This is a genomic window from Streptomyces monticola (genome assembly GCF_042665355.1).
Classification (GTDB): Bacteria; Actinomycetota; Actinomycetes; order Streptomycetales; family Streptomycetaceae; genus Streptomyces; species Streptomyces monticola.
The window spans coordinates 361,482-388,248 of the sequence record NZ_JBHTCF010000006.1; the positions used below are offsets into that span (position 1 = coordinate 361,482).

Below are 26,767 nucleotides of genomic sequence, written 5' to 3' on the forward strand. Positions count from 1 at the left end.
GCCGTTCTCGGCGTCGGCCGATGCGTCGGCCGATGCGTCAGCCGGTGCGTTCTCCGTGCCGTCCCCCGTGGGAAGTGCGCTCACTTGGCGACCGGCTCCAGGACCTCGCGCCCGCCGAGGTAGGGGCGGAGCACCTCGGGCACCCGCACCGAACCGTCGGCCTGCTGGTGGTTCTCCAGGATCGCCACGATGGTGCGCGGCACGGCGCACAGCGTGCCGTTCAGCGTCGCGAGCGGGCGGACCTTCTTCTCGTCGCGCATCCGGATGGAGAGGCGGCGCGACTGGAACTCGGTGCAGTCCGAGGTCGAGGTCAGCTCGCGGTACTTGCCCTGGGTCGGGATCCACGCCTCGCAGTCGTACTTGCGGGCCGCCGACGAGCCGAGGTCACCGGTGGCCACGTCGATCACGCGGAACGGCAGCTCGAGCGAGGTCAGCCACTGCTTCTCCCACTCCAGGAGCCGCTGGTGCTCGGCCTCGGAGTCCTCGGGCCGCACGTACGAGAACATCTCGACCTTGTCGAACTGGTGCACCCGGAAGATGCCCCGGGTGTCCTTGCCGTGCGAACCGGCCTCGCGGCGGAAGCAGGGCGAGAACCCGGCGTACCGCAGGGGCAGCTTGTCCGCCTCGATGATCTCGTCCATGTGGTACGCGGCGAGGGGCACTTCGGACGTGCCGACCAGGTACAGGTCGTCCTTGTCCAGGTGGTAGACGTCGGCCGCGGCCTGGCCGAGGAAGCCGGTGCCGGCCATCGACTGCGGGCGGACCAGGGCGGGCGTCAGCATCGGCGTGAATCCGGCGGCGGTGGCCTGGGCGATCGCCGCGTTCACCAGGGCGAGTTCGAGGAGCGCGCCCACGCCGGTCAGGAAGTAGAAGCGCGAGCCGGAGACCTTCGCGCCGCGCTCGACGTCGATGGCGCCGAGGATCGTGCCGAGCTCCAGGTGGTCCTTGGGCTTGAAGCCCTCCTCCTCGAAGTCCCGGATGGTGCCTACGGACTCGAGGGTGATGAAGTCCTCCTCGCCGCCGACCGGAACGTCGGGGTGTACGAGGTTGCCCAGCTGGAGCAGGAGGCGGTCGGTCTCGGCCTTCGCCTCGTCCTGCTCGGCGTCGGCCGCCTTGACGTCGCTCTTCAGCTGCTCGGCGCGCTTGAGGAGCTCGGCCTTCTCTTCCGGGGAGGCCTTGGGAATGAGCTTGCCGAGCTGCTTCTGCTCGGCGCGGAGCTCGTCGAAGCGGACGCCGGACGACCTGCGCCGCTCGTCGGCGGAGAGCAGGGAGTCGACGAGCGCGACATCCTCTCCACGGGCGCGCTGGGAGGCGCGGACACGGTCGGGGTCCTCACGGAGCAGGCGAAGGTCAATCACACGCTCCAGGCTACCGGTGCGCGCTTCTGGCCCTCGACCCGATATTCCTCCGCGTGGCGCTTTGTCCGAATTGCCGGGTTTTGGAAACTCGTCGACCTGCGTTTGTGAAGTGCGGCCGTATGCCACGAAAAGGGCACAGCGGATTCGTCAATAAATACCGGAGCGTTCCCTGAATAGGGCCACACCGGCCACCCGGGCTTGACCTCAACTCCTTGTGGGGGGCGGGACTTGGGGCTCACTTGTCCACAGGAATGTCCCGTTGAAAAAAGTTATCCACAGGCTGTGCGGAAGATCTGTGGATGTTGGAAGTGATCGTTCCGAACGTCGGTCGCGGGCCGAAGGATTCCCGGATCAAACCCGCCTCACACCCACTTTCGAGTGGAAATGGCTCGCTCCAAAGAGTTGATCAAAGGAATTGGGTGGACGTCGGGCGACGTGACCCCCTGTGGATGGACTTGGGCGGCAAGGCCGATTTGTCGACCATGTCGTGAGTTGTTGTCGACTTGTCCCCAGGTCGAGAAGCCAACCTGTGGATAACTGTTGTGGACAGTGAAAATCCGCAGGTAGGACTAGGGGCGGGCGAGGTGTGGGCAGACCGAGCCGGGAGGTGGGGCGTGGGTCAGGAACGGCCGTCCTGGATGCGGCTCAGCCAGTCCGCCGCCCCCATGAACTCGGCGTCCGTCGTGCCCGCGCGCAGCGGCCGTACGTCCTCGGGTGCCACCCCGGCCCGCGGATAGGAGCCGAGGAAGCGCACCTTCGGGGCGATCCGCTTGAGGCCCATCAGGGCCTCGCCGACCCGGCGGTCCGTGATGTGGCCCTCGGCGTCCACACAGAAGCAGTAGTTGCCGATGCCCGCGCCGGTGGGCCGGGACTGGATGAGCATCAGGTTGACCCCGCGGACCGCGAACTCCTGGAGGAATTCGAGCAGGGCGCCGGGGTGGTCGTCGTCCAGCCAGATCACGACGGAGGTCTTGTCGGCGCCGGTCGGCGCCGCGGGCCGGGCCGGACGGCCGACCAGGACGAAGCGGGTCTCGGCGTTCTCCGCGTCGTGGATCTCGGTGACCAGGGGTTCGAGGCCGTAGGTCGCGGCGGCGAACTCACCGGCGAAGGCGGCGTCGTAACGCCCCTCCTGCACCAGACGCGCGCCGTCCGCGTTCGAGGCCGCCGACTCCCAGAGCGCGTCGGGCAGGTTGGCCGCCAGCCAGTTGCGCACCTGGGGCTGGGCGACCGGGTGGCCGGTGACCGTCTTGACGTCGGTGAGTTCGGTGCCGGGCCGTACGAGCAGCGCGAAGGCGATGGGGAGCAGCACCTCGCGGTAGATCATGAGAGGTTCGCCGGTGGCGAGTTCGTCGAGGGTCGCGGTGACGCCGCCCTCCACGGAGTTCTCGATCGGTACGAGCGCCGCCGCGGCCTCGCCGTTGCGTACGGCGTCGAGGGCGGCGGGCACGGACACCATCGGGACGAGCTCCCTGGTGGCCGCTTCGGGCAGAGTGCGCAGGGCCGCCTCGGTGAAGGTGCCTTCGGGGCCGAGATAGGTGTAACGGGTCGCCGACATACCGTCACCTTAATGGGCCGTACGTGGCCACCGCGCGCCGCTCATGACTCCAGGAGCCGCTGGCCCACGTACTCTCCGTCCCGCGCACCGCCCGGTACCGCGAAGAGGCCGCTCGCCTCGTGCCGGATGAACGCCGACAGTGCGTCGCCCCGGTCGAGCTTGCGCTGCACGGGCACGAAGCCGCGCATCGGGTCGGCCTGCCAGCAGACGAAGAGCAGGCCCGCTTCGGGGACGCCGTCCGTGTCGTAGCCGTCGTGGAAGGAGAAGGGGCGGCGCAGCATCGCGGCGCCGCCGTTCTGGTCGGGCCTGGAAATACGTGCGTGGGCGTCCGAGGCGATCACCAGCTTGCCGTCGGGACCGGTCTTGTCGAGTGCCGGTTCGGTGTCCTCCGAACCCCCGGTCAGCGGGGCGCCGTCGGACTTCTTACGGCCGATGACCTTCTCCTGGTCGGTCAGGGAGAGCTTCTCCCAGTCGTCGAGGAGCATCCGGATACGGCGTACGACCGCGTAGGAACCGCCCGCCATCCAGGCCGGGTCCGCGGCCCCGTCGGACGGCACGAAGATCCGCTTCGCGAAGTCGGACTCCGATTCCTTCGGGTTGTTGGTGCCGTCGATCTGGCCCATCAGATTGCGCGTGGTCATGGGCTTCTCGGTGGCGCCGGGGGAACGGTTGAAGCCGTTCATCTGCCAGCGCACCCGGGCCGCGTCGCCGGCCTCCTGCTGCAGGGCGCGCAGCGCGTCGAAGGCCACGAGCGCGTCGTCGGCGCCGATCTGGATCCACAGGTCGCCGTTGCTGCGCTTGGCGTCGAGGTGGTCCGAGGAGAACGCGGGCAGCGGGTCGAGGGCGAAGGGCCGCTGCTTGTCCAGGCCCGCGCGGCCGAAGAAGCTGTGCCCGAAGCCGAAGGTGACGGTCAGCGAGGACGGGCCGGCGTCCAGGGCGATGGCGGTGTCGTGCGCGGCGGTGCGGCCCTCCATGAGGCGGCGGGCGGTCGACGACCAGCGGCGCAGCAGGGCGACCGCCTCCTTGCGGCCCGCGCCAGGCGCGAGGTCGAAGGCGATCAGATGGCCGCGGGCCTGCAGGGGCGTGGTGATGCCGGGCTGGTGCTCGCCGGTGAAGGCCACGGACGACGAGCCGAGTGAGCTGAGGCCCGGTCCCGGCTCCGGTTGCGCGGCGGCGTATCCGGCGGCGCCGCCGACCGCGCCGAGCGCGAGACCGCCCGCCCCCGCGGCGCCCACGGTGCCGAGCAGCCGGCGCCGGGAGATCTCCACGGACGGGCGGCCGGTGCCTGCAGTGGCGCCGGCAGCGGTACCAGTACCCGTACCAGTACCGGCACCATCCGCCGCGCTCTCCCCCGCCGTTTCCGTACGGTCGTCAACAGCCATGACGTCAGCCGATCTTCACGTTCTTGTGCACGGTCACTTGGTCGATGTCCGAGGTGCGCACGGTCACCGAGAGCTGCCAGTCGCCGGGCATCGGCACCTGGACGCCGCTGGAACTCCAGTGGCCGGTGGCGATGTGGTCGGGCGAGACCGGCAGCGGGCCGATGTCCTTGGACTTGAGGGTGAAGGAGACCTTGACCTCGGGGAGGTCGAAGGCCTTGCCGTTCGGGCGCTCGGCCCAGACGTGCAGGGTGTTGCCGCCGGTCCGGCCCGGGTCGAGGTCGATCCTGACGGTGCCCTTGCCGTCCTGGCCGCCGGTGTCGAAGGGCAGGCTGAGGCCCACGGGACGGTCGGGAACGGCGGTGCCGGTCGCGGCGCCCGCCTTGTCCACCTGCTCCTGGGTGCGGCCGGGTTCGGTGGCCGTCAGGGCGGTGGTGACGGCGAGCAGGACCACGGCGACGGCGGCTTCGGCGAGCACCGAACGGCGCAGGCCCGAGCGCTGCGGGTCGGCGTCACGGATGCGCTTCTCGCGGGCGGTGGCCATGGCGGCGCGCTGGCGGGCGAGCTGGGCCGCGCGCTCGGGATTCCCGGAGCCCGCGGAGTCATCGGAGTTCTCGGAGTCATCGGAGTTCTCGGAGCGCGCGGAACCCTCGGAGTTCGTGGAACCGCCGGAGTCGCGCTTCGCGTCCGACGGTACGGTCACGGGCTCCTCGGCGACCTCCGCGGGCGCGCGCTGTTCGCTGACGTGCTGCTCGCCGACGCGCTGTTCGACGACCTGCGCGGCGGCCGCCTCGGGGGCCAGGGTCTCGGAGAGCCGCGCGGTCCAGCGCCGGGAGATCCACGCGATGCCCACGAGCACCACGACCAGGCCGATCTTGACCAGGAGCAGCTGTCCGTACGCCGTGCTGACCAGGGCGTTCCACGAGCCCACCTGCCGCCAGGACTGGTAGACCCCGGTCACCACGAGGGCCACGACCGAGAAGAAGGCGACGCGGGAGAAGCGGCGTACCGCATTCCGGCCGACCTGTTGGTCCGCGGGCGCGCGGTAGAGCGCGACGAGCAGGGCGGTGAGCCCGCCGAGCCAGCCGGCCATGGCCAGCAGATGCACCACGTCGACGGGCATCGCGAGTGCCGTCTGGATACCGGTCGAGGCGTGCTCGGCCAGGGCCCAGGTCGAGGCGAGCCCCGCGGCGACCACCCCGCCGCCGATGGCCAGGCCGAAGGTGAGGTCCTTCTTCTCGGCCGCGTCCTCACGCTTCGCATAGGCGCCGAACAGGACGGCGATGAACAGCGCCGCCGCCGCGAGCAGCAGCAGCCGCGAGACGAGCGCGGCACCCGTCTTTGTATTGAGTACGTCGCCCAGGGCGCCGAAGTCGAGGACGTCCGCGAGCTTGCCCGAGTCCGTGTACGGGCCGCGCAGCAGGAGCAGCGCGAGGGTGGACCCGGTCAGGGTGACCCAGCCGTATACGACCAGGCGCTGTACGGGGCGGACGCCGACGGCGCCGGGCCAGCAGCCGATGACGAAGGCCGCGCCGCCCACGACCAGGACGAAACCGGCGTACGACAGATAGCGGGCGATGCCGTAGAGGGTGCCTACGGTGCCGCCGCCCGCCTCCTGTTCGGGCAGCGTCACGCTGGTCTTGGAGGGGGCGCCGACGGAGAAGCTGAAGGCGCCGGACACGGGGTGGCTGTCCGCGGAGACGGCCTTCCAGGCGACCGTGAAGGTGCCTTCGGGCAGGCCGCTGTGCAGGGCGACGCCGTACTTGACGACGTTGCCGCTGCACAGGTCCTGCAGTTCGCCGGTGTCGACCCGCTTGCCCTTGGGATCGAGCACCCGGATCGAGTCGTCCGACATGGCGACCTTCTCCGAGAACTGCAGAGTGACCTGCCGGGGAGCCTGCTGCACCACCGCGCCCTGCTTCGGGTCGCTGCCGGTCAGCGCGGCGTGCGCGGACGCGGGTGCGGCGCCGGCGAACAGCGCGCCGACGGTGGCCGCGAGCAGCAGGAAAAGCTGCAGCAGCGGGCCGGTGCGGCCGATGCGACCGGCTTGGCCGGTGCGACCGGTGCGACCGGTGCGACCGGTGCGACCGGTGCGACCGACGCGACCGACGCGACCGACGCGACCGACGCGGGGAGCGGTGGGCGGCATCAACTCTCAGTCCCTCACTCTGAGTTCCATCACGGGCTCACTGCGTTCCATCACGGCTCACGGCTCACGGCTCACGGCTCACTGTGTTCCACTGCGGGCTCACGCCCTCAGTGGCCCTTCGGGTTGTGGGTGGCTTCCTTTACCTCGAGCTCCGCCTTGATGGGCGCGGACTTCTCGAAGTGCAGCTCGACGGCGATCTTGTCGCCCTTCGCGGGCTTCTTCTTGAGGCCCAGGAACATGATGTGGTTGCCGCCGCGCTCCAGCTTCAGAGTGCCGTTCGCGGGGATGTCGAAGGAGTCGGCCTTCTTCATTTTCTGGTCGACGGTCTCGTGGATCTCGGTCTTGCCGGCGATGTCGCTGGTGACCGAGGTGAGCTTGTCGGCGCCGCCCTTGTTGGTGACGGTCAGGAAGCCGCCGCCCATGTCCTTCATGACGGGCTCGGGCATGAAGCCGCCCGACACGCTCAACTGGGGCTCTGCCGCGCCCTGTGCGGTCTTCTCGGTGCTCTTCCCGGTCTTCTCGCCCTTGTCGGGGCCGTCGGAGCCGTCAGAGCTGGTGCAGCCCGCCAGTGCCAGGGCCGAGGTGACGGCTATGACAGCGGCGAGGGTGATGCGGCGGTTCACGGAGTTGCTCCCTTGAGGATCTTCGGCAGGTCCTTGGCGTAGTCGTCGGCGGTGGTTTCCTCGCCGTTGTAGAAGACGTAGCCCTCGTCGTTCTTCGGGGAGAACGCGAACACCTGCTTGCCGTGCATGGAGGTGACGGAGCCGTCCTTCTCCTTCTTCGGCGCGTCGATGCTGATGCCGAGGGTCCTGGCGCCTGCCTGGATGGTCGGGAAGTCACCCGTCAGGCCGATGAACGACGGGTCCTGGGCCTTGAGCCACTTGCCGAGCTCGGCGGGGGTGTCCCGCTCGGGGTCGGTGGTGACGAAGACGACCTGCAGCTTGGCCAGCTCCTCCTTGGGGAGTTTCTGGGCCAGGCGCCGCTTGGCGTCCGCGATGTTGCTCATCGTCAGCGGGCAGACGTCGGGGCAGTGTGTGTAGCCGAAGTACATGAGCGTCGGCTTGCCCTTGGTCTGCTCGCGCAGATCGAACTTCTTGCCGTGCGTGTCCTTGAGGACCAGGTCCGGCTTCTCGAAGGGCCGGTCGAGCACGGTCGCCGCCTTGTCCTGCGCGTCGGCGGAGACATCGGCGATCGGCTTGTCGGTGTCGTCACCGCTGCCGCACGCCGACAGGGTCAGCGTGGCGGCGGCGAACAGCGCGGTGGCGGCGAGAACGGTCTTCTTGCGCATGACGGGTGTTCCCATGGGGTGGTGAGGTGGTGGCCCGGTGCGCGGCGGGGCGGGCCGTGGCCCTCCCCGCACGCAACGGCGGTCTCAGCTGGCGGTGTTGCCGCCGCGCTTGCGTCCGGCGAGTACACCGAAGGCGACACCGGCGGCACCGACCAGGATGCCCGCGATGCCGAGGCCACGGGCGAGCCCGTCGCTGCTGTCGGATGCGGCGGTCTCCTCGGAGCCGCCGCCCTCGCCCTCACTCTTGCCTTCGCCGGACTTGGCGTCGGCGGCCTTGTCCGCCGCGTCGTGCGAGTGGCCGTCCTCGGCCGCCGCGCTCAGCTTCAGGACCGGCGCGGGCGACTCGGGCTCGGCGGCGCCCTCCTTCGGCTCCTCGATCCAGCGGACGACCTCCTTGTTGGAGTACGTCTGCAGGGCCTTGAACACCAGCTGGTCGGCGTTCTCGGGGAGCTGGCCCACGGAGACCGGGAACTGCTGGAAGGTGCCGGGCTCGATGCCCTTGTCGTCGGCGGTCCAGGTGACCTTGGAGACGGCCTCGTCGATCTTCTCGCCGTGCATCTCGATCGGCTTCTTCAGCTTGCTCTTGGTGACCTTCACGTCCCAGCCGTCCACGGGCTGCGGCATCACGGAGGCGAGCGGGTGGTCGGTGGGGAAGTTCACCTCGAGCTTGGTGGTGGAGGCGTTGTCGCGCTCGTTCGGCACCTTGAAGTTGACGGTGGCGAAGCCGCCCTTCGCGGCCTCGCCCTCCGGCTGCACGCTGACGTGCGCGAAGGCGGGGCCCGAGAGGACCAGAACGGCGGAGGCGGCGACGGCACCGGCGGCGGCGACGCGCTTGAGCCGACCGGACTTGAGCCGAGCGGACTTGGGCTGAGCGGACTCGGGCTGAGCAGCAGGCATGACGGACATGGCAGAAACACTCCACTTTCGGCAGTGGGAACAGTGACGGAAACGATGACGGGACGCGTGCCCGCCGGCGCCCAGGGGCGCGGCACGCAGGCACGCGCGCGTGGCGCGGCATCCCTCCGCACTGCGTGAGGAGCGGCCGCGTCAGGCAGCGAGTTCGAATCCGGAAGCCGGTGGTCCGCGCCTGATCACCGTGTCGTCGAGCACGGCGGTACGAGGCTGCCATGACGCCCGGCGCGTGGCGCGCGGCGCACGCGGCTCGGCCACGGGCGCCCCGGGGAGGCCCGTACGCAAGGCGCGTACGAGAGCCAGCGCGGCGCGCAGGGAACGGGCGAACGTCCCCTCTTCGATCCCGTACGCCGACAGCTCGAAGAGACGAAGCAGCGCGAGGTCGCCACGGCGCAGGAGCCAGCCCGCGGCGAGCGCCGCGAGCAGATGCCCGAGCACCATCGGCAGATCGGGCAGGAGGCCCATCTGCTGCGTGGCGCTCTGCGCGGCGTCACCGGCACCCGTGATGCCCGCGTGGTGGTGCATCGCGTGCGCGGAGCCCTGGCCGGAGCCCGGTCCGAGGGCGGAGCCGGGGTCGACTCCGGCGGTGGTGAGGATGCGGCGGGCCTCGGCGGGGCTGATCGCCGCCGCTCCCGCGCCGCATACGAGCCGTGCGGCCCGCTCGATCAGGGAGCTGTCCGTTGTCGCGGCCGCGGTGCCCGCCGTGTGTGCCGCTTGCGCACCGTGCTGGCCGAGCCCGAAGAGCGCGTGCAGCCCGAGTTGCCCGAGCGCCAGGCCCGTGGCGATGCCCGGCAGCGACCGAGGCCGTCCGGCGAGCGGCACGGCCACCGTGAGAACGGTGAGGAATCCGGCGCCCAGTGTCCACAGCGGAACGGCGGCGCAGGAAGCGAGAGCGTGCCCGCCCGCGGACAGCGCGACGCAGACCGCGGCGAACACCACGGCCCTCAGCAGCCGGAGACCTGCTCCGGAGCGCGTCTCGCGCTGATGGGGGGCAGCCATGACCCGGTCATCATCGCACTGGGCTTACCCCCTTCATACGGCAGGTCCGCAAGGTCCGAAAGGTCGCCCCGAGCGCTCCTGCGCATGCCCCTGTGTCGTGCTTCCCGCGCCGTCCCTCGAGCTTCGTCCCGCGCCCGCCCGCGCGGGAAATACCTCGGGCCGCACTCGATGCGCGTCCGCCGTATGGGCGGCATCACGTCAACTCTGCGCTTACACGCGGCCGGTCGCGGCAATACGTAACGGTATGTCGAGCCGCAGCCAGGAGGCTGGAGCATGAGCATCTGGTGGTCCCTCCACTTGCGGCGCGAAGCTGCGAGCGTGCCCCTGGCCAGGCGTCTTCTGCTCGGCACGATGGAGACCGCGGGGGTCGATCCGGACATTTCCTACGAACTCTCTGTCGCTCTCAGTGAGGCCTGTGCCAACGCGGTGGAGCACGGCGGCGGCACCCTCGGGCACGGGGAGGGACCCGTCGCCGGCGGACCCTCCAGCGCCTACCGCGTCACCGCCTATCTCGACGGTGAGAAGTGCCGTATCGAAGTGGCTGATTCAGGACCCGGTTTCCCGCCCGCCGGCCGGCATCGCACCCTCACGGAACCCGCCGCCGATGCCGAGAACGGCCGGGGTCTGTGCCTGATCCAGGAGATCGCCGACCACGCCTCCTTCGACAACCGCCCGGGGCGCGGCGGCGCGGTGGTCAGCTTCGACAAGATCCTCAAATGGCGCGCGGACGCACCTTTGGTGAGTGCCTGAGGGCGTTGCTCTTACGGGCCATGCGCGCAGCCGCCGGGGGCACCCGCGGAGGCGCCGCCGGGGCACCCGTGATGGGCGGTCCACCCCCGGCCCGCGGGAACCTGCCGACTGCCCCCTGAACCTGCGGGCATTCCTGGCCGACGTCTGAGCCCGCGTGCCGTCCTGGCCGCCCTGAACCTGCGGGCATTCCCCGTTGCCCCCGAGGCCGCGCGCCCTCCTCGATGATGCCTGAGCCCGCGTGCCCTCCTGGCCGACCCCTGAACCTGCGGGCGCTTCTGGGTGTGCGACGCTGCCGGGGACGATCTCCTTTCGCTCGCTGCCCGCTTCCGCCTGTTTGGAGCGCTCTTCGTGACGATCACTTACCGCGATGTGCAGTCCGCGTCCGCTCGGGTCTCCGGTCACCTCCGTCCTCTCGCCCTCAGCCAGGCGGGGCCCGGCGAATTCCCGGGCGCCGATGTCTGGTTCGCGCATGAGTACCTGCAGTACACCGGCACCTTCAAGGCGCGCGGCGCGCTGAACTTCCTCTCCTCCCATGTCTCCGCCGGCACCATGCCGGACGCCGGTGTCGTCATCGCCAGCGGCGGCAACGCGGGCCTGGCCTGTGCCTGGGCCGCGGCCCGGCACGGGGTCACGGCCACCGTGTTCGTCCCCGAGAACGCACCGCCGGTCAAGGTCGCCAGGTTGCGGAAGCTCGGCGCGCGGGTACGTCAGGCCGGCACCGAGTACGCCGTCGCCCTGGACGCCTCGCGGCGGTACGCGGCCGAGTCGGGGGCGCTCGAATCCCACGCCTACGACCTGCCGTTGATCGCCGCGGGCGCGGGCACGCTCCTCGAGGAGATCCACGCGAAGCTGCCCACTGTGGACACGGTGCTCGTCGCCGTCGGCGGCGGGGGACTCTTCACCGGAGTCGCCGCGGCCGCGCACGAGCACGGCATCCGGGTCGTCGCCGTCGAGCCCCGTGGCGCCCGCGCCCTCAATGCCGCACTGGAGGCGGGGGAACCGGTGGACGTCCCCGTGGACTCGGTCGCCTCGGACTCCCTCGGCGCCCGCAGGGTGACCCCGATGGCGCTGCCGTGGGTGCGGAGTGACGGCGTCGACTCGGTCCTGGTCGAGGACGAGGACATCGTCCTTGCCCGCCAACTCCTGTGGGACGAGCGCAGGATCGCCGTCGAGCACGGTGCCGCCACCGGCTTCGCCGCCCTGGTCTCGGGCACATACAAGCCCGCCGACGGCGAGACCGTCGCGGTCATCCTGTGCGGCGCGAACACCGACCCCACCGACCTGACCGTCCCTTCCCGCGCGGAGGTGTGACCACGGCGGCGGCCGGCCCCGGGCACCGGCGGTCCACACTCAGCCGACGCGCACCGGACCGTCGTCATCCCCCCACGGGATGGCCGTCCCGTCCGGGGGCGCCGTCCCGCACCACCGGAGCCTGCGGTATTCGCTCGCCGGAGAAGCGGCTGATGACCTTCGGCCCCAGGAAGGCCACCGCCAGACAGCCGTTGATCAGTACGAAGGCGATCGGATCGAAGCCCTGCTCACCCGTGAGGGCCGCCATCAGATACGTCAGGCTGGGCACCGCCGAGGCGAGCAGCGCGACCACGAGCGGCGAGGTGCGCTGCATACCTATCTGCAGGATGAACAGCGGCAGGGCGGCACCGGCAAGCGCGACCACGGCGATGAACGCGAGCCGTGTGCCGTCGATTTCCCCGATCTCGCGCCCCGGCCCCGACAGCAGCACCCCGAGGGCCAGCAGATAGGTCAGATGGAAGCGATGCGCCGTCACCTGGACCGGCGAGACCTTCAACTGCCCGAAGCGGAAGGACAGCAGGGCGATACAGGCCGCCATCACCCCGGCGAGCGCCGCCACCGCGACGCCGCCGAAGAACTCCGGCAGCGAGTCGACCTCCCCGGCCGAGACCAGACGCCCCGCCACCGCGAGCGCAAGCGCCAGGGTGAGCAGCCCGACCGCGAACTCCGCGGCGCGGCGCCGGGCGCCCTTGGCCTCGCGCAGTCCGAGGAAGGCCATGGCGAGCGGGCCTATCCCGGTCTCGACGGCGGCGGCCAACGGAGCCGGGATGAGGGAGAGGGACCAGTAGAAGCCGAGGAAGGTGATGGCCGTCGCGGCGTTGATCGCGAGCAGCAGCCGCAGCCGGCGTCCGTGGAAGAGCGCACCGCCCGACCCGCGCACCTTGGCCACCGCTCCGAACACCAGGGCCGAGGCGCCGAACGCGATGAAGGACAGCAGCACGCTCTCGCTGCCGCCGAGGTTCTCCGACAGCAGGCCGTTCGACGTGGCCTGCATCAGGATCGCCGCGACCACCAGCAGTGACCCGCCCATGTGAATCCCCCCGTTCCGTGCCGGACTTCGAACGGCCACCCGACCGACCAGCCAGGCGGCCGCCCGGCTGATCGCCCTGAGACAACCGCCTGATGATCACCCGGTCCGTGAGCCTGTCAGACGCCCGCCTCCTTGAGAAAGGCAGTTATTCGCGCGAGCCACTCCTCGGGCCGCTCCGCGAACGGCAGATGACCGGAGTCGAGCTCGGCGAACCGCGCACCGCGCAGCAAGTCGGCCAGCTCGCGGTGCAGGGCCGGAGGGACGAGCAGGTCACCCGTGGTGGAGATCACCAGAGCGGGAGTGCCGCGCGCCGCTATGCCCGCGAGGTCGTCACGGACATCCACGCGTGTGACCAGGTCGGCGTGATCGCCGCTGCCCGCGGGCAAGGTCTCCTCCGTGGCCCGCACTGCGGCGGCCAGGTCCTGAGGCGAGAGGGCCGCGAGAGCGGTGGGGCCGAGCGCCCTGGAGACAAGGAACTTCGCGAGGGTGCCGGACTGTCCGGACGCGTGCAGGTCGCGCCACACCTCCGCGCTGAGCCGCAGCTGTGCGTCCGCTCTGGCGAAGGCGGCCGTCAGGACCAGTGCCGTCACCCGCTCCGGATACCGGGCGGCGGTGCGCACCGCGACCGCACCGCCCAGTGAGTACCCCACGACTGCGAAGGTCTCGAGCCCCTCTTCGTCCGCGGCGGCCACCAGCTGGTCCGCCAACTCGTCGAGCGACAGCGGCTCTTCGGCGCGTGGCGTGGAACCGGCGCCGGGATAGTCGACGCCGACGACCCGGTGGTCCGCGGCGAGGCCGTCCAGGATCGGGCCGTAGTTCGCGGCGACTCCGCCTCCGGCGCCGTGCGCGAGCAGCAGGCCGGGGCCGGAACCCCGGACCGTGTGGGCAGATGTGGGCATCGCGGATCCCCCGTTACGTGATTGTGTATCGCTCCCTACAGAAAAAAACCGTAGCAGACTTTCTGTATCGACCGCTAGGAAAATCTGCGACCGGCGTTCGCGATCATTGGCCAGGGAAATCCGCAGTCGGCGTCCGCAGGCACGGCAAAGGCCGGGCACCCCCGCGGGGGTGCCCGGCCTCCGTGGTCCGTGTCCGACCGGACGGCCTCAGCCCTTGAGCCGAGCCATCCAGGCCTCCACCTCGTCGGACCGGCGCGGCAGCCCGTCCGACAGGTTCCGGTTGCCGTCCTCCGTGACGAGGATGTCGTCCTCGATCCGGACGCCGATGCCGCGGTACTCCTCGGGCACGGTCAGGTCGTCCGCCTGGAAGTACAGACCGGGCTCGACCGTCAGGCACATACCCGGCTCCAGGGTCCCCGCGACGTACGTCTCGGTGCGGGCGACCGCACAGTCGTGCACGTCGAGGCCGAGCATGTGGCCGGTTCCGTGCAGGGTCCAGCGGCGCTGCAGGCCGAGTTCGAGCACCCGCTCCACCGGCCCCTCCACCAGGCCCCACTCCACCAGCTTCTCGGCGAGCACCCGCTGGGAGGCGTCGTGGAAGTCCCGGTACTTGGCGCCCGGCTTGACCGCCGCGATGCCGGCTTCCTGGGCTTCGTACACCGCGTCGTAGATCTTCTTCTGCAGCTCGGTGTAGCGGCCGTTGATCGGCAGGGTGCGGGTCACGTCGGCGGTGTAGAGCTCATTGGTCTCCACGCCGGCGTCCAGTAGGAGCAGGTCGCCGGAGCGCACCGCTCCGTCGTTGCGCACCCAGTGCAGCGTGGTGGCGTGCGGGCCCGCGGCACAGATGGAGCCGTAGCCGACGTCGTTGCCCTCCACGCGCGCGCGGAGGAAGAAGGTGCCCTCGATGTAGCGCTCGCTGGTCGCCTCGGCCTTGTCGAGGATGCGGACGACGTCCTCGAAGCCGCGTGCGGTCGACGCGCAGGCCTTCTCCAGCTCGGCGATCTCGAACTCGTCCTTGACCAGGCGGGCCTCGGACAGGAAGACGCGCAGCTCCTCGTCGCGCTCGGCGGTGACCTTGTCGGCCAGAGCCTTCTCGATGCCGGCGTCGTGGCCGCGGACCACGCGGGCGGGGCCGGTGGACTCGGCGAGCTTCTCGGCCAGTTCGCGCACGTCGGACGCGGGGATGCCGTACAGCTGCTCGGCCTCGGTCAGCGAGTGGCGGCGGCCCACCCACAGCTCGCCCTGGCCGTCCAGCCAGAACTCGCCGTTCTCGCGGTTGGAACGGGGCATCAGATAGAGCGTCGCCTGGTGGCCCTCACCCTTGGGCTCCAGGACCAGGACGCCGTCCTCGGTCTGGTTGCCGGTGAGGTACGCGTACTCGGTGGACGCGCGGAAGCTGTACTCGGTGTCGTTGGAGCGGGTCCGCAGATTGCCCGCGGGGATCACCAGGCGCTCGCCGGGGAAACGCGCGGAGAGCGCCGCACGGCGCCGCGCGGTGTGCTCGGCCTGAGGGATCGGCTGCAGGTCGCGCAGCTCGGTGTCGGCCCAGCCGGACTGCATGTTGGCGGCCAGCTCGTCCGAGACGCCCGGGTACAGGCCGTTCTTGCGCTGCTTGATCGGCTGCTCTTCGGACTCTTCGGTGCCCGCTGCGTCAGCAGCACTATCTGACACTGCCGGGGGGAGCTTGTCGGCCACGGTCTGCCTCCTCAGTACGACACTGGACCGCCTTCCATCGTATGTCCGTACGGAAGGCGCCCCAGGGCCTTAAGACCTATGGCCAACGTCACCCATAGAGCGCTATTTGCAAACCCACCTCTTCTAGAGGTGGCGAAATCCTGTCGTCACGAACAGGGCGTGACAGGCCCGTCACTCGAACCGGGCGGCGAGCAGCACCACGTCCTCGCGGCTGTCCGCCTCGTCCAGGCCGTCCGGCAGCACGGTGCGCAGGATGTGGTCGGCGATCGAGCCGGGATCGTCCCTGATCGACTTCGGCACCCCGGCCGCCGCCGCGTGCAGCCGCGCGAACGCCCGGTCCATGGGATCGCCGGTGCGATGCAGCAAACCGTCCGTATAAAGAAGCACGGTTTCGCCCGGCTCGGGCGCCAGGTCGACGCTCGGCGCCTCCCAGCACGCCAGCATCCCGAGCGGCGCCGACAGCGAAGTCTCGACGAACTCCGTGCGCCGCTCCCCGATGACCAGCGGCGGCGTATGGCCCGCTCCGGCCAGGACGATCTTGCGCCGGCGCGGCTCGCAGTAGGCGAACAGGGCGGTCGCGCTGCGGGCCGGCTCCGTCAGCCGAAGGAGCAGTTCCAGATCGGACAGTACGGCGACGGGATCCTCGCCCTCCATGACGGCGTACGCCCGCAACGAGGCACGCAGCCGGCCCATGGCGGCCACCGCGCTCGGCCCCGAGCCGGTGACCGAGCCGACCGCGAGGCCGAGCGCGCCCTCGGGCAGCGGCAGCGCGTCGTACCAGTCGCCGCCACCGCGCGGACCGGTGCGGTGCCGGGCGGCCAGCTGCACTCCGGCGACCCGGGGCAGCCTGCTGGGCAGCAGCTCCTCGGCGACGGTGGCCAACTTGGTGCGCGCACGCTCCAGTTCGACGAGGCGTGCCAGGTGCTCGGTCGCGTACCGCGCGTAGAGCCCCACCAGATGGCGCTGGCGCTCCACGGGCTCGGCCGGTTCGTCGTAGAGCCAGACCACGGCGCCGATGCGCCCCGCCGTGCCGGTGGCCAGCGGTACGGCGTAGCTCGCGGCGTAGCCGAGGCGGGCCGCGACCTCGCGGTGGCGGGGGTCGAGCCCGTCGTCGGCGAGCAGGTCGGGGCTGGCGAGTTCGGTCGCGCCGTCCGGCAGCCCGTCCAGGATGCGGCCGTACGACGTGGCGCTGCGCGGGACCGTCTCGATGTGCCCGAGGTCGGCGTGGGCGAGGCCGAGGCCTACCGTGGAGGCGGGCCCGTGCCCGTCGGCGGGCTCCAGAACGGCCAGGCCGCGGCGCGCTCCGACCAGGGCGGCACCGGCGCGCAGAAGCTCTTTGAGCGCGTCGTCGAGGGTGCCGGTCCGGCTCAGGCGCTCGGTGAGCTCGTGCAGCGTGGTGAGGTCCGACACCCAGCCGGCAAGGCGATCCTGGAGCACGGCTCCAGGAGCTGCTGCTGTGCTGGAAGGGGTGGCGGATGAGGGCACGACAGTGTGTGCGGGAGGAGGAACCGTTGAATCGATTCCAGCCACTTTCGGAAGATGCGGGGCGGTCATGGCGTCCGGCTTTCCGGCCTGTGCGTATTGCTCGATAGCATCGCAAACCCCCATGTCATTCTGCGCCGCTAGCAATGTCTCCACATCTACACGCACTAGTCAGGGGATGTCCAGCATTGTCCTTCTGGGTTTCCTGGTGTCCGTGGGGTTCAAGAGGATGGCCGAGTGTCACCGTCGCCTTGTCGCCGGGATTAGTAACTTGGCTGAAAAGTGACACCAGTAAGGGCATATTGCGGTCGACTGGCATTGTTCAACACGGCGTCACGGCGGTCGTGATGGGTACGTACTCGGTGTAGGGCAGGGGCAGTTGGGCCGTCCCGGAACCTGGCGCCGGACCTCCGCGTCTTAATCGGCGGCGACCGCTCCCCACTCTCCGGTGGCGGAATCGGCGGGGACAGCGAGCACAGCGAGCAAACGCACACGGCATACGCAACTGGCACGCAAACGCCATGCGCGCGCCACCCTCCGCCAGGCTTTAATGGAGCACAGCCAACGCTCGACCCATAGGGGTTCCCCATGCCTCGGCCTGGGGTGTGAAGCGCCGATTTGTACGCACGGTGAACTGATGCACGCATGGTGTGATGTGGCCCTCGGCGTTCAACGGAAAGGAACGAGCGCTCATGCGCGAGATCCTCGGAAGGCGACGCAGGCTCCTGTCGAAGCGATCCGGTGGGAGGCCTGACCAGATCAGTGCGGCCCTGACCTTCGCCACGGCATGGCGGTGGCCGGTGCTCCCCGGAGTCGGACCGAAACAGACCGGCTCGCCGGGCTGTGCCTGCCCCGACGCGGAGTGCGCGATGCCGGGTGCGCACCCCTTCGACCCCGGACTCCTCGCGGCGACCACCGATGAGCGCATGGTGCGCTGGTGGTGGACCAACCGCCCCACCGCGCCGATCGTCCTGGCGACCGGAGCCCCCGGCCCCTGCGCGGTCAGCCTGCCGGCCGTCGCGGCGGCCCGCGCCCTCAAGGTGCTCGACCGCGCGGGTGTGCGCCTCGGCCCGGTCGTCGCGACCCCCGACCGCTGGTTCCTCCTCGTCGCGCCCTACTCCATGCCCCAGCTGGGCGAGTTGCTGTACGCCAGGGACTGGGTGCCGGGCTCGCTGCGCTTCCACGGCGAGGGCGGCTATGTGGTGCTGCCGCCCTCCGAGACCGGCACGGGAGAGGTGCGCTGGGAGCGCGCCCCGCTGCCAGGTTCGGCGCGCCCCTGGGTGCCCGCGGTCGAGGCCGTCGTGGACGTGTTGGTCGACACCCTCACTCGTACGGGTGTGAGCGCGCCCGAGATCTAGGGAAATTGGGCGCGCGCCGCTCCGGGCCCCGTAATCCACGGATATCTTCGGGCTCACTTCTCTTTTCCCGGCAGTTGAGCAGGTGGGTCCCTTGGAGCGAGCTCGCTTGACGGCGCTCACGGCCGCCGTGGCGCTCGCGGCCTTTCTGCCCCTCGCCGGCGCGGTCGCCGGTCCGCTGGGCGACAGCGCCCCCGAAGCCGTCCGTGGCGACGAGGCCGTACGCGCCGATCGCGACGTACGAGACGGCGGCGAGGCCCTGCAGGGCGACGACATCCAGGACGGCGAGCGCGCCGACGATGCGGGTGCCGACGATGCGGGTGCCGATGGGAAGCAGCCCGAAAAGCAGCCTCAGGGGCAGCAGCCCGAAGGACAGCCGGAGAAGAGCGCCGGGCCGGGACTGCTCTCCGGGCTCGGCCTGACCACCGCGGCGCACTGCGGGCCCGAACTCGCCTCCCCTGAAGGGGTGGAGGCGCAGACCTGCGTCCTGTCGCAGGCGCGCGACACCTGGGCGCGCACGTACTACCGCAATGCCACCGGCGGCGAGCTGCGCTCCGTACTGACCCTCATGGGCCCCGGCGGGCGCACCGTGCAGATGCACTGTGTGGTGACCGAGGGGGACGAGCCGGGGGCCTGCGAGACGCCCAAGGAGCCGTCACAGGGGGAACCGGCGGACTACACCGCGGTGGCGGAGTTCGCGGCGCCGCAAGGCGGCGACGGCGAGACGGAACAGCTGCCGCTTCTGCTGCGTTCGGGGAGCAACTCGACCCGAACAACGGGCAGTTGAATGCGGGATTCCGCAAGAAATGGAAGGGCCCGGTCGCTGGCGACGGGGGATGCACCAGCGACCGGGCTACCTGAACGGTAACAAGAGATCGGCAGTTCGCAAATTCGATCTCGGCTATTCGGACACGGATTTACCTGTGCTTGCCGGGAGTTGTGACACGAGTCATACGTTCCCGGCCGCTCGGCCGTGTTCCGGAACAGTTCGGGGCTATCAGTTCAGGGTGACCTGGCGATTGGTGAGGCCGCCGCGCGCGCGGCGCTCCTCCGGGGTCAGCGGGGAGTCGGCGGCGAGCGCGACGGCGAGGCGCTCGGCGAACTCTGCCGCCGGCTTCTCGACATCGGCCGCCGTGACCCCGCTCGGCAGGTCCCACACCGGGACCATCAGTCCGTGCGCACGGAAGGAACCGACCAGGCGGGTGCCCTCTCCGAGGCTCGAAGTGCCAGCCGCGTGCAGCCGCGCCAGGGCGTCGAGCAGCTGCTCCTCGGCGTGCGGCATGACCCAGCGCAGATGGTTCTTCTCGGGCGTCTCGCACCAGTACGCGGCGTCGACACCGCCGAGCTTGACGGTCGGGATGGCCGCGGCGTTCGCCCGCTCGAGAGAGGCCGCGACCTCGGGCGTCGCGTTCTCCGAGTCCGGCACCCAGAATTCGAAGCCGCTGTGCACAACCGGCTCGAAAGCGGCGGTCGGGTCGAGCAGGTCCTGAAGGCGCGGGCCGTCGGCCGGAGCGCGGCGGCCGCTCACCGGGTTGCCCGGCTCGGCGGCGAGCGCCTGCTGCAGGGTGTCGGCCAGGTCGCGGCTGAGGTCGCCGGACGCCATGTCGTTCTGCAGGCCGATGAGTACGGAGCCGTCCTCGCGGCGCAGTCCGGGCCAGGCCATGGGCAGAACCGTCGCCAGGGTGACGGACGGCACCCCTTCGGGGAGTGCGTCCTTGAGGGTGAGCTCCACGGTCGCGGCCGGCACCAGCTCCCGCAGGGCCACCCAGTCGCCCTCGCCGGACAGGCCCTCAAAGGGACGGTGCACCAACTCGGTCACCGCGTGTGCGGCGGCCCGGCCGTGACATGCCTTATAGCGGCGGCCCGAGCCGCAGGGGCAGGGCTCGCGGGCGCCGACGACCGGGATCTCGCCATCGGTGAGCTGTGCCTTCTTGCCCTTGGACTGGCCCTTGGTCTGGGGGCGCTTCTTGGCCATCGTGGGTGTCTCCCGGTGACGTCTGGCTGCGTACGGGCGCGAGCCTAGCCGTTCGGGCGCCGCTCGTACGTCCAGACCAGGGTCGCCTGCCTAAGGGGACGGGTTTTGCGAGTGGGAGGTGACGGCGCGGTGGGCTGTCCGGGCCGGACCTCGACTGCCTGGACTCAGGTCAAGTCCTCGAAGGGATCGGCGAATTCCAGCTCCGCCGCGGCCGCGGCCGAGGGGGCCGCAACGCGCGTAGCGAACTCCGCGTGACGGTGCCCGTCATGCAGAACGACCCATACGGTGACCTCACCGGAGGCGTTGTCCCGCACTCCCCAGTCCTCTGCGAGGGCCGTGATGATGTTGAGCCCGCGGCCGCCTCGCGCGGTGACCGAGGGCGTGGCGGGAACCGGACGGGTGGGACCACCGCCGTCCGTCACTTCCACCGTCAGGCGGCCCGCCGCCTCGACTCGCCACGCGGCTCTTATATCGCCGTCGCCGACCGCTGATCCCTGACCCAGAGGCCGACCGTGCCGGCATGCGTTACTCAGCAATTCGGAAAGGATTAGGACGGCATCGTCAATGACCGAATCCGATACCCCGCTGATGCGCAATTGATCGCGCATCTGGTGCCTCGCTTTACCCACGCCCGCAGGGCCATGGGGTACGGCCATGCTCGCCGACGCGGGCACCTCCTGTGCCACCACCAACGCCACCCCCGAGACCTCCTTTGCCCCACGCCACGGTGTGAATGCCCCAATGGACTGGACCGGAAACCGGCCAATCCGTGTCTGGTGACGCACTCGTAACGATCGAATACGGACCGAACGCGCCGGTGCACTCTGCGTAAGTGGCAGGAGGTGCGGTTGAGGTGGTCTGGGGTGGTCTATGGGGAGTCAGCTGACTTTGCGTCCGGGTCGAGCCGACGTGGCGTCCGGGTCGAACGGGGCACGACTGCCGTGGGTGGCCGTTCCGCCGGGCTGTCGTGGGTGGCCGTTCCGCCGGGCCGGGTCAGCCCCGGCCGAGCTGGGTCAGGACCGCGCGCGGACGGTTGGTGATGATGGCGTCGATGCCGAGGCTCGCGCACAGCTCGACGTCCTCGGGCTCGTTGACCGTCCACACATGCACCTGGTTTCCGGCGCGCTGCAGCTTCTCGATGTACGCCGGGTGGTTGCGCACGATCCGGATGCCGGGGCCCGCGATGCCGACACCGGCGGGCAGCCGGCCGTCGCGGTAGCGGGGTGAGACGAACTGCATCAGATAGACGGTCGGGAGGGTGGGGGCCGCGGCGTGCACACGATGCAGGGAGCGCGCCGAGAAGCTCATGATCCGTACCGGCGACGGGCCTTCGGCCGGCGGTGCGTCCAGGCCGAAGCGCTTGAGCAGGAGCAGCAGCCGCTCCTCGACCTGGCCCGCCCAGCGGGTGGGGTGCTTGGTCTCGATGGCGAGCTCGACGGGACGGCCGGCGTCGGCGACGAGTTCAAGGAGCCGTTCGAGGGTGAGGACCGAGGTGTCGGCCCGGTCCGGGTGGTCCGTCCAGTCCGGGGACTCGGCGGGCTCCTCGGCGTCCGCCCGCACCTTCCAGGAGCCGAAGTCCAGGGCGGCGAGATCGGCGAGTTCCAGGGCCGAGACGGCGCCGCGGCCGTTTGACGTACGGTTGACGCGGCGGTCGTGGACGCAGACCAGATGGCCGTCGGCGGTCAGCCGTACGTCGCATTCGAGGGCATCGGCGCCGTCCTCGATGGCCTTCTTGTACGCGGCGAGGGTGTGCTCGGGCGCGTCGTCCGAAGCGCCGCGGTGGGCGACGACCTGAGGTGCGGTCCTGGCCGGGCCCGGGGCGGGTGTCTGTGGTGCGGAAGTCACCGCGACATGGTGTCACTCCGCGAGGCGCCGCCGTAGAACACGGTGGCTTCCGCGAACACGGCGGCTTCCGCCCGCCGGGTGCGGGATGCCGCGCGCGATGTCCGCGAGGGTCCTTGAGCGCCGCCGCACGGGGTACGCGGAGTACCGACGGCGGCCCAGCGGATGCGTCCGTTTCATCCGGCATAAAGGATTGCGTAAGGACGCACAGGTACGGCTTATGGTCCCCTGACGCCCCGTGGGAAAAGCTGGACCCACACATCTGTACGGCCGGACCGTGACCGATCGTGAAAAACCAAGCGTGAAAAGCCCATGATGACGATGGCGCCGTGGATCGAGGAGAGAGCTGTGAGCACCGAGAACGAGGGCAACGAGGTACCTCCCGCCCCGTCCGCACCTCCCGTGCCTCCGGTGGCCGCTCCCGACGCGACTTCCGGTTCGGGCGGTTCCGGTACGGGTCCTGAGGGCGTCGGCCGTGACAGTGCCGGTCATGACAGTGCGGCGGGTGCGAAGGCCGCGCCCGAGCAGCCGGCCCACACGGCGCCCGCGCCGGGCGGGTCCGCACCAGGGGAGCACGCCACCACGCAGCTGCCGCCCGTGCCCCCGGCGCCGGACGTGCCGGGCCACGGCGTCGGCGGCGCTGCCGGGTACGCGGGACAGGCGGCGCACGCGCCGCACGGCCAGGGCGGTCCGCACGGCCAGGGCGCGGCGGGCGCCTGGCCGCCCCCGCCCCCCGCCGTTCCTTCGTACGCGGGCGCCGGTGGCGGCGGGCACGAGTGGGGCGCGTCGTACCAGCAGCCCGCTCCCGGCCCGAACAAGGGCAGGGGCGGACTGGTCGCGGGGATCGTGGCGGCCGCGCTCGTCGCGGGCGGCATCGGCGGCGGTATCGGCTACTGGGCCGCGGAGCGCAATGACAGCTCCGTGGACTCGACCACGGTGTCCGCCTCCGACACCCCGGCCGACCTCAAGCGCGAGCCGGGCACCGTCGCGAACATCGCGTCGAAGGCGCTCCCCAGTGTCGTCACGATCGACGCCCAGGGCGGCGGTGGCGGCGGAGTCCAGGGCGAGGGCGGCGGCACGGGCACGGGCTTCGTGTACGACAAGCAGGGCCACATCCTCACCAACAACCACGTGGTGGCCTCCGCGGCGAACGGCGGCAAGATCTCGGCGACGTTCTCCAACGGCAAGAAGTACGAGGCCGAGGTCATCGGCAGGGCGCAGGGCTACGACGTGGCCGTGCTGAAGCTGAAGAACGCCAGCGGTCTCGCGCCGCTGGTGATCGGGAACTCCGAGAAGGTGGCCGTCGGCGACTCCACCATCGCCATCGGCGCCCCCTTCGGCCTGTCGAACACCGTGACCACCGGCATCGTCAGCGCCAAGAACCGCCCGGTGGCCTCCAGCGACGGCACCGGTGCCAAGAACTCGTACATGAGCGCGCTGCAGACCGACGCGTCCATCAACCCGGGCAACTCCGGCGGCCCGCTGCTCGACTCGCGCGGTGCCGTCATCGGCATCAACTCCGCGATCAAGCCCGCGGAGAGCGGCGGCCTCGGCGGTGGCGGCCAGGGCGGCTCCATCGGGCTCGGCTTCGCCATCCCGATCAACCAGGCGAAGAATGTCGCCGACCAGCTGATCAAGACGGGCAAGGCCGTCTACCCGATGATCGGCGCCTCGGTCTCCCTCGACCAGAGCACCAGCGACGGCGCGCGGATCTCCGAGGAGGGCGCGGGCGGTACCGCTCCGGTCACCAAGGGCGGCCCCGCGGAGAAGGCGGGCCTGAAGCCCGGCGACCTGATCACCAAGCTCGACGACCGGCCGATCGACAGCGGCCCGACGCTGATCAGCGAGATCTGGACCCACAAGCCGGGCGACACGGTGCAGCTGACGTACAAGCGTGGTGGCGACGAGCACACGGTGGACGTGGTCCTGGGCAGCAAGGGCGAGGGCTGAGCGGCTAGTCTTGTCCCCGCGTCGCCCTCGGCCCTGTGCCGGCGACGCGGGGTGGGTTGCCCGAGCGGCCTAAGGGAACGGTCTTGAAAACCGTCGTGGCGCGAGTCACCGTGGGTTCAAATCCCACACCCACCGCCACAGGGGCCACAAGGCCCAGGTCAGAAGGGGTGCTGCCAACTCAGCGGCACCCCTTCTGTATTCGAACTGTCTCACGGTTTCTCGCCCGTGCCCCGGGTTTGACCAGCGCGTGTGGCCCAGGCGTGGCCCAGGAACCTGCCAGGACGAGGACTTTTGTCCTCCCCCTCAGGTCGTTTGTCTCTGCCGGGTTCAAGATCCCTGTTGCCATCCTGGCGCGGATGGCGTCGGCCGAATCGGAGTGGACCGGCGTCGCTCTGCCAAAGGAGTGCTGTGCCCGGCGCGCACATACGGCCCGTAGTAGATGGGGACCCGGAACGCATTGCGGGCTACCGGATCATCGGGCGCCTCGGTGCCGGCGGGATGGGGGTTGTCTACGCAGGTCTGGCTGCTGATGGCGCCAAAGTTGCCTTGAAGGTGGTGCGGGCCGAGTTTGCTGACGATCCCGCTTTCAGGGCGCGCTTCCGTAGAGAGGTGCGACTCCTAAGTCGGGTAGAGGGCTCACGCGTGGTGCCCTTGCTGGATGCCGATCCTGAGACGGATCGGCCCTGGCTCGCGACGCAGTACGTGGCGGGGCCGACCTTGAAGGAACACGTGGACGCGGTCGGCCCACTTCAAGGTGGGCTCCTTCTGGCGCTCGCCAGCGGAGTGGCGCAAGGACTTGTGGCTGTGCACTCAGCAGGTGTGGTGCACAGAGATCTGAAGCCAGGAAATGTCCTGTTGGCTTCCGACGGCCCACGCGTTCTGGACTTCGGCATCGCACATGCGGCTGACCAGACAGCAGTGACTAGCACCAACGTGTCGACTGGAACTCCGGGTTGGATCAGTCCCGAGCAGTATCGCGGGCTTGCTGCGGGCCCTCCAGCAGATGTCTTCGCTTGGGGAGCTCTGGTGGCCTATGCGGCTACAGGCAGACTCCCCTTCGGCACCGGCCGTCCGGACACCATCGCGTACAGAATCATGGACGGTTGCCCCGAACTTGATGGCGTGCCCGAGGACTTGCGGATGCTGGTGACCAGCGCGCTATCGAAGGCGCCTGAAGACCGCCCGACCGCAGTGGACTTGGCACGCAATTGTGTGGAGCTGTGGTCAAGTCAGGAAACGGTCGTGCTAGGAGCAGGCGACCACGAACCGACTCTTGCTGTGGAAACTCTGCTCCAGCACGAGTGGACGATCGTGTCCGAGGATGTGCTTGAACCTGAGTGGGTAGTACCCGCGCCTGAGCGGCACCGAAGTAGGGCTGCCCTGCTGGCAGCAGCGGGAGCAACGCTGCTTGCTGTATCGCTCGGCACAGGCTTTTTGCTGTTCGAGGTAGAAGATCCGCCTGCCTCTGCCAGTACGGGCCACGATGCCCAGGGTTTTGGAGAGCAGCAGTCTGGGACGGAGAAACCGTCGACGGCCCAATCCTCAGGTCCGCGTACGCCAGATGGTAAGGGCTCATCCTCATCATCGAACTCCCCCACGCCATCCCTAACGCCCGGGGCTTCGAGTCCTATCGTGCAGGACACCGATCCTGACGTGAGCCTGCTGCGTACCCAGGTGAAGAACGTGTACGAGCAAGCGCGGCATCTCGAACGACAAGACACGTCGGGCAACATGCAACGGCTTGGTCAGCTGGTGAACACGTGCATTGACGTGACAGAAGCTGTTGCGCTCAACTCCAAGAAGGAGAAGGTGATCAGCACTTCTCAGTCGGTCGGACAGTTCTGCAATCTCGCCAACGAATGGAGCGTCGACAACAGTGACATTGTGACCCTTAACGGTGCTCATGTGATGGTGACGGAGCAGCTTGATGAGCTGCGCGGATGACGCTTCCGCAGCGTCGTGGAGCGGTGAAAGCGTCATCCACTGATGTGGTGCGAGCGGGGGAGACTTACGACCCTGCGGATTCGTCGTCGCGCAGGGCCCTGCCGATCAGCTCATTGGCGTGCCCCTCACGGCCGCGCAGGATCTTCGCGTAGACCCGGTAGAGAACCGCGAGGCTGTGACCGGCCCGGCGGGCGACCTCGGGCGGTTCGACCCCGGCTTTGATCCACAGGGAGATTCCGGCATGCCGAAGTGAGTACGGCACATCGGCGAGCGGGGTCTCGGCTTCGGCTGGCGCGAGGGCCCTCTCACGCGCCTTGTCCCAGACTTCGCAGTACTCGGTGGAGCGGACCCGGCCACCGCGAACGGCGCGGAAGAGCCGGCCGTCAGGCGCTACGCCGTAGCGCTTCTTGTGCTCGCGGAGCAGCTGCGCGAGGGCCGGCGGGATGGGGACCGGACGGGTTGCCTTACGGGCGCGGCGCTTCAGGCCGCGCTTCTCGTACGGAGTGCCCTCGTCGGTCCAGCCGGAAGCGACCTCGGGCTGATTCTCCGCGAGGATCAGCTCACCCCACTTCGCCTCCTGTCCTTCCCCCGGCTCACCCGGCAGTACGCAGTCACTGGCCATGAGCGCAGCAATCTCGCCGGGACGCATGGCTGCGTAGTAGAGGCAGCCGAAGAACGCCTCCAGGTGCTCCCCGCGGGGGCCCTGTGCTCGCACGCCTTCGAGGAGGGCCCTGGCGATCCTGGGGTTCGGGACGAAGCGGAAGTCGACCTCGTCATCAGTGGGCGGGGCGTGATGGTCCACCCTCTTCAGCGGGTTTCCGTCGAGACGGTCACGCTCGATGGCGTACGTGAAGGCGTTGCTGAGGACCATCCGCTTGCGGCGGGCCGTGTTCT

The 26,767-nt window shown here is 70.0% G+C and carries 22 protein-coding genes and 1 tRNA gene; 7 read left to right on the plus strand and 16 right to left on the minus strand.

Annotation, left to right across the window (positions count from 1 at the left end; translation table 11 throughout):
* Positions 1–80: 80 nt before the first annotated feature.
* The 8 genes from serS to ACFQVC_RS17605 form a co-directional block, all read right to left on the minus strand.
* On the minus strand, positions 81–1,358 hold the full coding sequence (gene serS, locus ACFQVC_RS17570; protein WP_381831368.1) for a serine--tRNA ligase: 1,278 nt from the start codon (positions 1,356–1,358) through the stop codon (positions 81–83).
* A 619-nt stretch (positions 1,359–1,977) separates the two neighbouring features.
* Positions 1,978–2,913, minus strand: coding sequence for a prephenate dehydratase (gene pheA / locus ACFQVC_RS17575; protein WP_381831369.1), 936 nt, complete (start codon positions 2,911–2,913; stop codon positions 1,978–1,980).
* A gap of 41 nt (positions 2,914–2,954) precedes the next feature.
* Positions 2,955–4,295: an iron uptake transporter deferrochelatase/peroxidase subunit gene (gene efeB, locus ACFQVC_RS17580; RefSeq protein ID WP_381831370.1), complete on the minus strand. Its 1,341-nt coding sequence runs from the start codon at positions 4,293–4,295 to the stop codon at positions 2,955–2,957.
* Positions 4,296–4,299: 4 nt separating this feature from the next.
* Positions 4,300–6,441, minus strand: a complete 2,142-nt coding sequence (locus ACFQVC_RS17585; protein WP_381831371.1) for a copper resistance CopC/CopD family protein — start codon at positions 6,439–6,441, stop codon at positions 4,300–4,302.
* A 107-nt stretch (positions 6,442–6,548) separates the two neighbouring features.
* Positions 6,549–7,064: a copper chaperone PCu(A)C gene (locus ACFQVC_RS17590; protein WP_381831372.1), complete on the minus strand. Its 516-nt coding sequence runs from the start codon at positions 7,062–7,064 to the stop codon at positions 6,549–6,551.
* The gene (locus tag ACFQVC_RS17595) at positions 7,061–7,729 is read right to left on the minus strand and encodes an SCO family protein (RefSeq protein WP_381831373.1); all 669 of its coding nucleotides are present in this window, start codon (positions 7,727–7,729) and stop codon (positions 7,061–7,063) included. The genes ACFQVC_RS17590 and ACFQVC_RS17595 overlap by 4 nt, the downstream gene beginning before the upstream one ends.
* 84 nt (positions 7,730–7,813) lie before the next feature.
* Positions 7,814–8,626: a YcnI family copper-binding membrane protein gene (locus ACFQVC_RS17600; RefSeq protein ID WP_381831374.1), complete on the minus strand. Its 813-nt coding sequence runs from the start codon at positions 8,624–8,626 to the stop codon at positions 7,814–7,816.
* A gap of 150 nt (positions 8,627–8,776) precedes the next feature.
* The gene (locus tag ACFQVC_RS17605; RefSeq protein WP_381831375.1) at positions 8,777–9,640 is read right to left on the minus strand and encodes a hypothetical protein; all 864 of its coding nucleotides are present in this window, start codon (positions 9,638–9,640) and stop codon (positions 8,777–8,779) included.
* A gap of 273 nt (positions 9,641–9,913) precedes the next feature.
* Here ACFQVC_RS17605 and ACFQVC_RS17610 point away from each other — a divergent pair, with 273 nt between their 5' ends.
* Both ACFQVC_RS17610 and ACFQVC_RS17615 read left to right on the plus strand, forming a co-directional pair.
* Positions 9,914–10,390, plus strand: a complete 477-nt coding sequence (locus ACFQVC_RS17610) for an ATP-binding protein (protein ID WP_381831376.1) — start codon at positions 9,914–9,916, stop codon at positions 10,388–10,390.
* Positions 10,391–10,738: 348 nt separating this feature from the next.
* Positions 10,739–11,701, plus strand: coding sequence for a threonine/serine dehydratase (locus tag ACFQVC_RS17615; RefSeq protein ID WP_381831377.1), 963 nt, complete (start codon positions 10,739–10,741; stop codon positions 11,699–11,701).
* Positions 11,702–11,765: 64 nt separating this feature from the next.
* Here the strand turns inward: ACFQVC_RS17615 and ACFQVC_RS17620 are convergent, their stop codons facing one another.
* The 4 genes from ACFQVC_RS17620 to ACFQVC_RS17635 form a co-directional block, all read right to left on the minus strand.
* A complete protein-coding gene (locus tag ACFQVC_RS17620) occupies positions 11,766–12,731 on the minus strand; it encodes a hypothetical protein (RefSeq protein ID WP_381831378.1) in 966 nt (321 codons plus the stop codon).
* A 116-nt stretch (positions 12,732–12,847) separates the two neighbouring features.
* Positions 12,848–13,630 carry an alpha/beta fold hydrolase gene (locus tag ACFQVC_RS17625; RefSeq protein WP_381831379.1) on the minus strand — a complete coding sequence of 261 codons (783 nt, stop codon included), beginning with the start codon at positions 13,628–13,630 and terminating at the stop codon, positions 12,848–12,850.
* A gap of 207 nt (positions 13,631–13,837) precedes the next feature.
* Positions 13,838–15,325, minus strand: coding sequence for an aminopeptidase P family protein (locus tag ACFQVC_RS17630; protein WP_381831380.1), 1,488 nt, complete (start codon positions 15,323–15,325; stop codon positions 13,838–13,840).
* Positions 15,326–15,496: 171 nt separating this feature from the next.
* Positions 15,497–16,933: a PP2C family protein-serine/threonine phosphatase gene (locus tag ACFQVC_RS17635; RefSeq protein ID WP_381831381.1), complete on the minus strand. Its 1,437-nt coding sequence runs from the start codon at positions 16,931–16,933 to the stop codon at positions 15,497–15,499.
* Between the two features lie 566 nt (positions 16,934–17,499).
* Between ACFQVC_RS17635 and ACFQVC_RS17640 the strand changes: the two genes are divergently transcribed.
* Together ACFQVC_RS17640 and ACFQVC_RS17645 are read left to right on the plus strand one after the other, a co-directional pair.
* Positions 17,500–18,165, plus strand: coding sequence for a bifunctional DNA primase/polymerase (locus tag ACFQVC_RS17640; RefSeq protein WP_381831382.1), 666 nt, complete (start codon positions 17,500–17,502; stop codon positions 18,163–18,165).
* Between the two features lie 106 nt (positions 18,166–18,271).
* Complete coding sequence (locus ACFQVC_RS17645; RefSeq protein ID WP_381831383.1) at positions 18,272–18,949, plus strand: hypothetical protein; 678 nt, start codon at positions 18,272–18,274, stop codon at positions 18,947–18,949.
* Between the two features lie 210 nt (positions 18,950–19,159).
* Here ACFQVC_RS17645 and ACFQVC_RS17650 read toward each other — a convergent pair whose 3' ends face one another.
* From ACFQVC_RS17650 to ACFQVC_RS17660, 3 genes are all read right to left on the minus strand, one after another.
* Positions 19,160–20,137, minus strand: a complete 978-nt coding sequence (locus tag ACFQVC_RS17650) for a DUF5926 family protein (protein WP_381831384.1) — start codon at positions 20,135–20,137, stop codon at positions 19,160–19,162.
* A gap of 164 nt (positions 20,138–20,301) precedes the next feature.
* The gene (locus tag ACFQVC_RS17655) at positions 20,302–20,922 is read right to left on the minus strand and encodes an ATP-binding protein (RefSeq protein WP_381831385.1); all 621 of its coding nucleotides are present in this window, start codon (positions 20,920–20,922) and stop codon (positions 20,302–20,304) included.
* A gap of 208 nt (positions 20,923–21,130) precedes the next feature.
* Positions 21,131–21,982, minus strand: coding sequence for a glycerophosphodiester phosphodiesterase (locus tag ACFQVC_RS17660; RefSeq protein WP_381831386.1), 852 nt, complete (start codon positions 21,980–21,982; stop codon positions 21,131–21,133).
* Positions 21,983–22,327: 345 nt separating this feature from the next.
* Between ACFQVC_RS17660 and ACFQVC_RS17665 the strand changes: the two genes are divergently transcribed.
* From ACFQVC_RS17665 to ACFQVC_RS17675, 3 genes are all read left to right on the plus strand, one after another.
* On the plus strand, positions 22,328–23,929 hold the full coding sequence (locus ACFQVC_RS17665) for a S1C family serine protease (protein ID WP_381831387.1): 1,602 nt from the start codon (positions 22,328–22,330) through the stop codon (positions 23,927–23,929).
* A gap of 50 nt (positions 23,930–23,979) precedes the next feature.
* Positions 23,980–24,067: transfer RNA gene (locus ACFQVC_RS17670), tRNA-Ser, on the plus strand.
* 270 nt (positions 24,068–24,337) lie between these two features.
* Positions 24,338–25,873 (plus strand): serine/threonine-protein kinase, encoded by a 1,536-nt coding sequence (locus tag ACFQVC_RS17675; RefSeq protein WP_381831388.1) that lies wholly within the window; start codon positions 24,338–24,340, stop codon positions 25,871–25,873.
* Positions 25,874–25,937: 64 nt separating this feature from the next.
* Here the strand turns inward: ACFQVC_RS17675 and ACFQVC_RS17680 are convergent, their stop codons facing one another.
* Entirely contained in the window at positions 25,938–26,744 is an 807-nt protein-coding gene (locus tag ACFQVC_RS17680) for a tyrosine-type recombinase/integrase (RefSeq protein ID WP_381831389.1), read from the minus strand.
* Between the last annotated feature and the right edge of the window lie 23 nt (positions 26,745–26,767).